Genomic DNA, 9,736 nt, shown 5'->3' on the forward strand with positions numbered 1-9,736 from the left:
GCGGCGGTCGCCGACTGACCGCGTGCAGCGGTCGGGGTACCGTGGCACTGCAGCACCGCGCCCTCTCCTTGGTGGCCACGACGTGGCGTTGAATGCGCGGGCCTGGGTCCCTAGAAGCCCAGGCAGCTGCACCCGTCTCCGGCTGTGAGACGGTCGGCCGTAGGATCGCCGGCATGCCGCGCACCATCCCCCGAGAGCTACCGCCGCCCTGTCGTTGGGTCGAGTGTCGCGACGGCGGTCTGGCTCTGCACTGGCACGCAGCCTGCATCGCCTCAGTCCGGCCCGATGGGATGGTTACGATCACTTGGGCCTGGGGTACGCGGCTCGAGGGTAAGTCCGCCAGTCTGGCCCAGGGACGGAGGTACATCGAGCGATGGGTCGCCGCGCGAACGGGTCTACCGCCTGGGAGGCGTGCGGTCGAAACCAAAGCTCGGTGTCGCGCCTGGCTCAAAGCACAGGGGCTGCCCGTGCCTCGCTGACGATCGGCTCACCTGCCTCATTGCCTCGCTGGGGATGCAGCGCTGATCCCTGCTTCGCCCTGCCGAAATTGGCGACCAACGAGGCCAGACGCCTCCAGACAATTCGGATGGCCGAACGCGGTGTAGCGCGGTTCTCCGGCGTGCCTCTCCAGACAATTCGACGCCGAAAGCCGCTGATCCTGCTACAGATTGCCCCGGCCTTCTAAGTCGGGGGTTACAGGTTCGATTCCTGTCGGGCGCGCCATGGGCACGCGACCGTATGTGCATTCTCGTTGCCGCGTCATTGTCGTCACGCCGCAGCTTCGCGATCCCCAGCAGTGGCCTGTCGGCTGATAGGGCTGTAACGACGCGTGCATCGAACGCGTCGTCACCTCTGTCGGTCAGGCGTTCTCGGCCGCGGCCTGGTTGCCGCCGTGTTCTGCCAACAGCGTCAGCTTCTCGTCGGTGGCTTTTTCCTCGGCCAGCGTTTCCTGCAGCAGCTTGACCGCGTCGGTGTGGCCCAGTTGCTTCGCCAGCGCGCACAGCGTGCCGTACGACGCGATCTCGTAGTGCTCCACTTTCTGCGCGCCGCCGATGAGTGCGGCGTCGCGCAGCGGGCCTTTGTCGATCGAATCGATGACGTCCTTGCTCTCTTCGACCAGGCCTTCCATTGCGGCGCACTTGATGCGCTTCAGGCGCGCGTCCAGCAACTCGACCACACGGTCGAGGCGCTCGATCTGCAAGGTGGTCTCTTCCAGATGCGTTTCGAACGCGGCCGCCAGTGCCGGATTGTCGGCCGCACGGACCAGGCGCGGCAGCGCCTTAGCCATTTGGCGTTCGGCCGAATGGGTGTCCGAGAGTTCGTGGATGAACAATTCTTCGAGCGTCTTGACTGCCATTGCGATCTCTCCTGTGGGGTGGAGAGACTGTGTAGGGACCGCATCGTCCCGGGGGCGTGAGTCCGTGGGTCCGGTCGAATGCAATCCCTGCAGGAGTGGCGGGGAGGGGGGGCGCGGAGCTTGTGTCCGGCGAAGCGCACGCCGCAGTGCGGGCAATGTGGCGGGGAGCGGCAGGTGTGTGGCACGCCTGAGGGGCGGGAAGCGAGCTGGCCGCGCCGCTTGTCCGTCATCGGGTCGAGTGCTCGTCCGGGGGCGCGACAGCGGCGCCTGTCATTCCAGCATCGGGGGCGGGCGCCGTGTCGCGGGGCCGCTGGCCGTAGCCGTGCGCTTGGGCCAGGGTCAGCAGCCGTGCGAACGCGGCGGCCGCGAGCGCGGCCCGCTCCGGCGTGACCAACTGTTCGATGACCGCCTCGCGCTCGCGCCAGTGTTGCCAGAATTCCTCGATCCCGGGCGTTGCTTCGAACAGCAGCGCGAGTTCGCTTTCCCAGGCATCGAACAGGGCTTCGAGATTCTGGCGACGCATGCACCGACCGAGGAGCGCGGAGACAGATCCAACATGGGGGATCATTTCGAGACGGCGTTGTGAATGCGCCCGTCACAGGGTCGACGAGCTGCGACGATGTTGCATGGCGCTGCGCTGGAAGCGTGGTGTGGCAGGCGTCGGCGATGCGTATCTGTCGTTTCGCAACGTGGCCGGCGGAGGGGGGGCGGAGCGCCGGGCGCCTGTCGAGGCGAAGCGAGGCGACCCTCTGCCACGGCAACGTCGACAGCCAGCATGTGTGCATCGAGTCGCCTGAGCAGCAAGCAGGCGGTTGTCGACATGCCGGCGATCAGCAAGCAATGCGCTGCCATTTCGGCCGATGCCGCGCTACAATGCGCGCCCGCCGCGCGGGTCGTGTCGAAAGCATGTCGTTCGCCATGCGTTTCGGGATAGAATGCGCGGCCGCCGGGCGACCCTTGGGTCGGCAGGCGATGCGGGTCTGTGGTGGCTGTAGCTCAGTTGGTTAGAGTACTGGATTGTGATTCCAGTGGTCGGGGGTTCGAATCCCCTCAGCCACCCCACCGTTTCAAGATGCAATGCCCCTCCGGTGTTGCATCGGCGCGCAAGGCGGTATTACAATGCGCGCCCGCTTCATCGGGCCGTTAGCTCAGTTGGTAGAGCAGTTGACTCTTAATCAATAGGTCCAAGGTTCGAATCCTTGACGGCCCACCAGTTACGAAAAGCGCCCGGCACCGCCGGGCGTTTTTCGTTTGGGCGTTTGGCCGCGGGATTCGAACCTGCGGTTCGCCTGCTGCGCAGGTCCGGCCATGCGCAGCGCGCATGGCGTTCGCCCCGGGCGCGAGGGGAGGGGCGGGATGGGCGCGGAGGCCGGGATCGACTACGATGCCGCCGTCCGCCAGGCGGGCACGATGCGAAAGTGGCGGAATTGGTAGACGCCCTGGTTTTAGGTACCAGTGCCGCAAGGCGTGCGGGTTCGAGTCCCGCCTTTCGCACCAGCCCAGGTGAACCCCAAAGCGGCAGACATGAAGAACGCGCGCTCGCGCGCGGGGATCGTGACGCCGCGGGCTTTTGAAGAGGGCCTTGGGAGCGCAGCGCGCCGTCGCGCGCCCGGGCCGTGACGCCGCGGGCTGTTCGAAGCTTCCCCGATGAAGAACGCGCTCGCGCGCGGGGATCGTGACGCCGCGGGCTTTTGAGGAGGGAGTTGGAGCATGGCGCGCCGTCGCGCGCCCGGGCCGTGACGCCGCGGGCTGTTCGAAGCTTCCCCGATGAAGAACGCGCGCTCGCGCGCAGGGATCATGACGCCGCGGGCTTTTGAAGAGGGCCTTCGGAGCGCAGCGCGCCGTCGCGCGCCCGGGCCATGACGCCGCGGGCCATCTCCGCAGGCGCGCCGGCGGCACGATCGCTCCCGTTCGCCGCTTGCGAAGGCGGCCACGCATCCAACCCCGCGCCGCGCCGTATCGCGCCCCCGGTCGACCTATGGCGTCCCCCCGACGCGCCGCCCGGTGGCGGCCGGCCCCCGAATCGGCCAAACTACGCCGTTCCGTCGCCAGCCGCGCAGGTCGCGGGCGGCCGGCCGCCGTCGGAACCAATTCCCAACAAGTCAGAGTCGTGCGGCGCCGTCCGCAGCGCAGGAGTGGATATGCAAGTTTCGGTCGAATCGCTGGGCACCCTGGAACGCCGGATGACGTTCCGTGTGCCATCCGAACGCCTGGAGACCCAGGTCGCTGGCCGTCTGCGCGAGATCGCGCGGACCACGCGGCTCAAGGGCTTCCGGCCTGGCAAGGTGCCGGCCAAGGTCGTCGAGCAGCGGTTCGGCGAGCAGGTCCGTGCCGAGGTCCTGGACGGCCTGCTACGCGAGGGCTTCGACCAGGGCGTGCGCGAGAACGCGCTGCGCCTGGCCGGCCAGCCGCAGATCGCGCCGTCCGAAGCCGCGGACGAGGGCGAACTGGCGTTCATCGCCACGTTCGAGGTCGTCCCCGATTTCGGCGACATCGAACTGGAGAAGCTTCAGGTCGTACGCAACACCGCCGAGGTGGCCGAGGACGACATCGATCGCATGATCGAGAACCTGCGCCTGCAGCGCCGCAGCTGGAGCGCGGTCACGCGCGGCGCGCAGACCGGCGATGCCGTCGATGTCGAGACCTGGTCGCAGATCGGCGACGAGCGCCTGCCGGCCGAGGGCGCCGAGCGCGGCGTCACCGTGCTCGGTTCGGGCGCGATGTTCCCGCAGATCGAGGAGGCGCTGGTCGGCCTGTCGAAGGGCGAAGAGAAGGCGATCGAGGTCAGCTTCCCGCAGGACTGGCGCGTGCCGCCGCTCGCCGGCAAGCAGGCCACCGTGCACGTCAAGATCGAGCAGGTGTCCGAACAGCAACTGCCGGAGGTCGATGCGGCGTTCATCCGCAGCTTCGGCGTCAAGAGCGGCGAGATGGACCAGTTCCGCACCGAGATTCGCAGCAACCTGGAGCGCGAGCTCAAGGGCGCGCTGATGAACCGCCTGCGTCGCGAGGTCGGCGAGCAACTCGTCGCCGCGTTCGCGCACGTCGAGCTGCCGCCCAAGCTGGTGGAGGCCGAGGCCCGGTCGCTGCTGCGCCAGACCGTCGAGCAGGCCCGCCGCAACGGCCAGAACCCGAATGTGGGCGAGGATGCGCACACCGGGTTCATGGAGCCTGCGCGCAAGCGCGTGCTGGTCGGGCTGTTGGTGGGCGAGGTTGCGCGCCGCAACGAGCTCAAGCTCGATCCCAAGCGCGTGAACGAGACCATGCGTCTGATCGCCTCCACCTACGAGGAGCCGCAGCAGGTCATTGAGATGTACCGCAACGACCCCCAGCTGATGTCGGGGCTGCAGAACCGCGTGATGGAAGAGCAGGTGATCGACTGGATCGCCGAGCGCGCCCAGCACACCGAGCAGCCGCTGTCCTTCCAGGACGCCATCGCCCCGCAGGGGTAAGTGGCGTCCGTCCGTCCGGCCCAACGGGGCCGGGCGTCCCTCCCGACACGGAACGATTGATGAGCATCGAAACCAAAGCCCTCAACCTGGTGCCGATGGTGGTCGAGCAGACCAGCCGCGGCGAGCGCGCGTACGACATCTACTCGCGCCTGTTGAAGGAGCGCGTGATCTTCCTGGTCGGCGGCATCGACGACCATATGGCCAACGTGATCGTGGCCCAGTTGCTGTTCCTCGAGGCGGAGAACCCCGAGAAGGACATCAATCTGTACATCAACTCGCCCGGCGGCGTGGTCACCGCGGGCATGGCGATCTACGACACCATGCAGTTCATCAAGCCGGACGTGAGCACGATCTGCGTCGGCCAGGCGGCCAGCATGGGCGCGCTGCTGCTGGCCTCGGGCGCGGCGGGCAAGCGTTATGCGTTGCCCAATTCGCGAGTGATGATCCATCAGCCGCTGGGCGGCTTCCAGGGCCAGGCCACCGACATCGACATCCATGCCAAGGAGATCCTGTCGATGAAGCAGCGTCTCAACGAGATCATGGCCCACCACACCGGCCAGCCGTTCGAGACGATCGCCCGCGATACCGAGCGCGACAACTTCAAGAGCGCGCAGGCCGCCCGTGAGTACGGCCTGGTCGACCAGGTGCTCGAGCGCCGTCCCGACGAGACGATCACCCCCGCCTGACGCTCCAAGTCATTGATTCATCAGGCATGAGAGCGCCGGTGCCGTCCCTGAGGGCGGCGCCGGACGCTGTGTTATTCTCGAAACGTAACCGCAATATTGATTTGGCGAAGGCATGAGCGAAGACCGTCAGGGTCGTTCCGGCGACAGCAACAAGATCCTCTACTGCTCCTTCTGCGGAAAGAGCCAGCACGAGGTGCGCAAGCTGATTGCGGGCCCCAGCGTGTTCATCTGCGATGAGTGCGTCGAGCTCTGCAACGACATCATCCGCGAGGAACTCGAGGAGAAGGCGCAGTCGGCGCGCAGTTCGCTGCCCAAGCCGCGCGAGATCCTCGAGGTGCTCGACCAGTACGTGATCGGCCAGAAGCGCGCGAAGAAGACGCTCGCCGTGGCCGTGTACAACCACTACAAGCGCATCGAGAGCCGCAGCAAGAACGACGAGGTCGAACTGGCCAAGTCCAACATCCTGCTGATCGGTCCGACCGGGTCGGGCAAGACGCTGCTGGCCGAGACGCTGGCGCGCCTGCTCAACGTGCCGTTCACGATTGCCGATGCGACGACGCTCACCGAGGCCGGCTATGTCGGCGAGGACGTCGAGAACATCATCCAGAAGCTGCTGCAGAAGTGCGACTACGACGCCGAGAAGGCGCAGCAGGGCATCGTCTATATCGACGAGATCGACAAGATCTCGCGCAAGAGCGAGAACCCGTCGATCACCCGCGACGTGTCGGGCGAGGGCGTGCAGCAGGCGCTGCTCAAGCTGATCGAAGGCACGGTCGCCAGCGTGCCGCCGCAGGGCGGACGCAAGCATCCGCAGCAGGAGTTCCTGCAGGTCGACACCAAGAACATCCTGTTCATCGTCGGCGGCGCGTTCGCCGGCCTGGACAAGGTGATCCAGCAGCGTTCGACCGAGGCCGGCGGCATCGGTTTCGGCGCCAAGCTCAAGAGTTCCGAGCGCAAGGCCGACACCGGCAAGGTGCTGGCCGACGTCGAGCCCGAGGACCTGATCAAGTTCGGCCTGATTCCCGAGTTCGTCGGCCGCCTGCCGGTGGTCGCCACGCTCGAGGAACTGGACGAGCCGGCGCTGATCCAGATCCTGACCGAGCCCAAGAACGCAATCAGCAAGCAGTTCCGCAAGCTGTTCGAGATGGAGGGCGTCGAGCTGGAGTTCCGGCCCGACGCGCTGTCGGCGATCGCCAAGAAAGCGATCAAGCGCAAGACCGGCGCCCGCGGGCTGCGTACGATCGTCGAATCCGTGCTGCTCGACACCATGTACGAGCTGCCGTCGCTGGAGAACGTCAGCAAGGTCGTGGTCGACGAGTCGGTCATCGAGCACAAGTCCGAGCCGTACCTGATCTACGAGACCCCGGTCGCCGAGCAGAAGGTCGCCTCCTCGGGCGAGTGATCGACGCAGCCGGAACGAAACGTTCCGGCTGCCGTCCCGTTCAGCGTCGGCGCCCGGACAATGCCCGCCAGTAAGCGCCGCGATCGGATCGATCGCGGCGCTTTTGCGTGGGAGCCGGCCGATCCGCTTGCATCCGGCGCCCGCGCGCCCCATAAACGACTGGCCCCCAGGCGGCCTCGTCCGGCCGCCGGGCCGGCGCCGCCGGCCGGACGCGATCTTTCAAGGAACCCCCCCATGAGCTCACGCGCCACTCCCGACACCTACGATCTTCCGGTCCTGCCGTTGCGCGACGTCGTCGTGTTCCCGCACATGGTGATCCCGCTGTTCGTCGGACGCGACAAGTCGATCCGCGCGCTCGATGTGGCGATGGAGGCCGACAAGCGCATCCTGCTGGTCGCGCAGAAGTCCGCCGACATCGATGACCCGGGCGCGGACGACCTGTATCAGGTCGGTACGCTGGCCCAGGTGCTGCAGTTGCTCAAGCTGCCCGACGGCACCATCAAGGTGCTGGTCGAGGGCACCGAGCGCGTCTCGCTGCGCGACATCCGCGAGCACGAGGGCGCGCTGTTGGGCGCCGGCGTGCCGTTGAGTGCGGTCGAGTCGCGCGAGCCGCGCGAGGTCGAGGCGATCGCGCGCTCGCTGATGGGCCTGTTCGAGCAGTACGTCAAGACCAATCGCAAGCTGCCGCCCGAGTTGCTGCAGACCCTGGCCGGCATCGATGAGCCCGGCCGCCTGGCCGATACGATCGCCGCGCACCTGGGCGTGCGCCTGGCTGACAAGCAGCGGCTGCTCGAGTCGGCCGATACCGCCGACCGCCTGGAGCTGCTGGTCGGCTTCGTCGACGGCGAGATCGATGTGCAGCAGATGGAAAAGCGCATCCGCGGCCGCGTGAAGTCGCAAATGGAGAAGTCGCAGCGCGAGTACTACCTCAACGAGCAGATGAAGGCGATCCAGAAGGAGTTGGGCGAGATCGACGATGCGCCCAACGATATCGAGGAGCTCGCCCGCAAGATCGCCTCGGCCGGCATGCCCAAGCCGGTGGAGGCCAAGGCCCGCGCCGAGTTCAACAAGCTCAAGCAGATGCCGCCGATGTCGGCCGAAGCCTCGGTCGTGCGCAACTATCTCGACTGGCTGCTCGGCGTGCCGTGGAAGAAGCGCAGCAAGGTCCGCAAGGATCTCAAGGCGGCCCAGGACACCCTCGATGCCGACCACTACGGCCTGGAGAAGGTCAAAGAGCGCATTCTCGAGTACCTGGCCGTGCAGACGCGCGTCAAGCAGATGAAGGGCGCGATCCTGTGCCTGGTCGGCCCGCCCGGCGTGGGCAAGACCTCGCTCGGCCAGTCGATCGCCAAGGCGACCAACCGCAAGTTCACGCGGATGGCGCTGGGCGGTGTGCGTGACGAGGCCGAGATCCGCGGCCATCGGCGCACCTACGTCGGCTCGATGCCCGGTCGCATCGTGCAGAGCCTCAACAAGGTCGGCACCAAGAACCCGCTGTTCCTGCTCGACGAGATCGACAAGATGTCGATGGACTTCCGCGGCGACCCGGCCTCGGCGTTGCTGGAGGTGCTCGATCCCGAACAGAACCACACCTTCAACGACCACTATCTGGAGGTCGACCTCGACCTGTCGGAGGTGATGTTCGTCGCGACATCCAACTCGCTCAACATCCCCGGCCCGTTGCTCGACCGCATGGAAGTGATCCGCATCCCGGGTTATACCGAGGACGAGAAGCTGAACATCGCCACGCGCTACCTGCTGCCCAAGCAGCTCAAGGCCAACGGCCTGAAGGCGGCCGAGCTGACGATCTCCGAAGGCGCGATCCGCGACATCGTGCGCTACTACACGCGCGAGTCGGGCGTGCGCAACCTCGAGCGCGAGATCGCCAAGGTCTGCCGCAAGGTCGTCAAGGAGATCGCGCTGGCCGGCCCGGTGCAGACCAAGGGCAAGAGCGTGAAGGCGATCAAGGCGGTCAAGGTCACCGAGAAGAATCTCGACAAGTACTTGGGCGTGCAGCGCTTCGATTTCGGCCGCGCCGAACAGGACAACGAGATCGGCCTGGTCACGGGCCTGGCCTGGACCGAGGTCGGCGGCGATCTGCTGCAGATCGAGGCCACGCAGGTGCCGGGCAAGGGCCAGCTGACGCTGACCGGCCAACTGGGTGATGTGATGAAGGAATCGGCGTCGGCGGCGATGTCGGTCGTGCGCGCGCGTGCCGAGCGGCTCGGCCTGGAGCTCGACGCGTTGCAGAAGCACGACATCCATGTACACGTGCCCGACGGCGCGACGCCCAAGGACGGTCCCAGCGCCGGCATCGCGATGGCGACGACGCTGGTTTCGCTGCTCACGCGCATCCCGGTGCGTGCGGACGTGGCGATGACCGGCGAGATCACGCTGCGTGGGCGCGTGACCGCGATCGGCGGCCTGAAGGAGAAGCTGCTCGCGGCGCTGCGCGGTGGCATCAAGACCGTGATCATCCCCGAGGAGAACCGCAAGGACCTGGCCGACATCCCGAAGAACGTCACCCAGGGCATGAAGATCGTGCCGGTGAAGTACATCGACGAGGTGCTCGACCTGTCACTGGAGCGGCCGCTCCCGCCGCCGCCCTCGGCCAAGCCCGAACCGAAGAAGGCGCGTTCGAAGGTGGTGCCCAAGAATGGCGGCGAGGTCCGGCGCACGCGCGTCAAGCATTGATTCCGACGCAATACGCATGACGAGGGCCGCAAGCGATTGCGGCCCTTTTTTATGGGCGTTTCCCGGCCGCCTTCAAAACCGGCAAAACCGGGGTGCGAGTGGACTTTTGCGCGACGCAATTGGCCACTGACCCCCGGTGTGACGGGTT

At 66.7% G+C, this 9,736-nt stretch carries 5 protein-coding genes, 4 tRNA genes and 1 pseudogene; 8 read left to right on the forward strand and 2 right to left on the reverse strand.

The window, feature by feature from the left end:
• Positions 1-596: 596 nt before the first annotated feature.
• Positions 597-723, forward strand: a tRNA-Arg gene (locus ABE488_RS09310).
• 136 nt (positions 724-859) lie between these two features.
• Here the strand turns inward: ABE488_RS09310 and ABE488_RS09315 are convergent.
• A complete protein-coding gene (locus ABE488_RS09315; protein ID WP_346442181.1) occupies positions 860-1,357 on the reverse strand; it encodes a DUF892 family protein in 498 nt (165 codons plus the stop codon).
• Between the two features lie 226 nt (positions 1,358-1,583).
• A complete protein-coding gene (locus tag ABE488_RS09320) occupies positions 1,584-1,880 on the reverse strand; it encodes a hypothetical protein (RefSeq protein ID WP_346442180.1) in 297 nt (98 codons plus the stop codon).
• A gap of 462 nt (positions 1,881-2,342) precedes the next feature.
• Here ABE488_RS09320 and ABE488_RS09325 point away from each other — a divergent pair.
• The 7 genes and pseudogenes from ABE488_RS09325 to lon all read left to right on the forward strand — a co-directional run.
• Positions 2,343-2,419, forward strand: a tRNA-His gene (locus tag ABE488_RS09325).
• 75 nt (positions 2,420-2,494) lie between these two features.
• Positions 2,495-2,570, forward strand: a tRNA-Lys gene (locus ABE488_RS09330).
• 199 nt (positions 2,571-2,769) lie between these two features.
• Positions 2,770-2,854: transfer RNA gene (locus ABE488_RS09335), tRNA-Leu, on the forward strand.
• Positions 2,855-3,498: 644 nt separating this feature from the next.
• The gene (gene tig, locus ABE488_RS09340; protein ID WP_346442179.1) at positions 3,499-4,806 is read left to right on the forward strand and encodes a trigger factor; all 1,308 of its coding nucleotides are present in this window, start codon (positions 3,499-3,501) and stop codon (positions 4,804-4,806) included.
• 59 nt (positions 4,807-4,865) lie between these two features.
• The gene (clpP, locus tag ABE488_RS09345) at positions 4,866-5,492 is read left to right on the forward strand and encodes an ATP-dependent Clp endopeptidase proteolytic subunit ClpP (RefSeq protein ID WP_346442178.1); all 627 of its coding nucleotides are present in this window, start codon (positions 4,866-4,868) and stop codon (positions 5,490-5,492) included.
• Between the two features lie 112 nt (positions 5,493-5,604).
• On the forward strand, positions 5,605-6,894 hold the full coding sequence (gene clpX, locus ABE488_RS09350) for an ATP-dependent Clp protease ATP-binding subunit ClpX (protein WP_183425696.1): 1,290 nt from the start codon (positions 5,605-5,607) through the stop codon (positions 6,892-6,894).
• Positions 6,895-7,128: 234 nt separating this feature from the next.
• Positions 7,129-9,489: pseudogene (gene lon / locus ABE488_RS09355) on the forward strand (endopeptidase La); the annotation flags it as partial.
• Between the last annotated feature and the right edge of the window lie 247 nt (positions 9,490-9,736).

The organism is Luteimonas sp. TWI662 (assembly GCF_039673825.1).
Lineage (GTDB): Bacteria > Pseudomonadota > Gammaproteobacteria > Xanthomonadales > Xanthomonadaceae > Luteimonas.

Coding starts and splice junctions, on each gene's coding strand:
- ABE488_RS09315 (WP_346442181.1), bottom strand. CDS start 1,357: ATGGCAGTCAAGACGCTCGAAGAATTGTTCATCCACGAACTCTCGGAC.
- tig (WP_346442179.1), top strand. CDS start 3,499: ATGCAAGTTTCGGTCGAATCGCTGGGCACCCTGGAACGCCGGATGACG.
- clpX (WP_183425696.1), top strand. CDS start 5,605: ATGAGCGAAGACCGTCAGGGTCGTTCCGGCGACAGCAACAAGATCCTC.
- clpP (WP_346442178.1), top strand. CDS start 4,866: ATGAGCATCGAAACCAAAGCCCTCAACCTGGTGCCGATGGTGGTCGAG.
- ABE488_RS09320 (WP_346442180.1), bottom strand. CDS start 1,880: ATGCGTCGCCAGAATCTCGAAGCCCTGTTCGATGCCTGGGAAAGCGAA.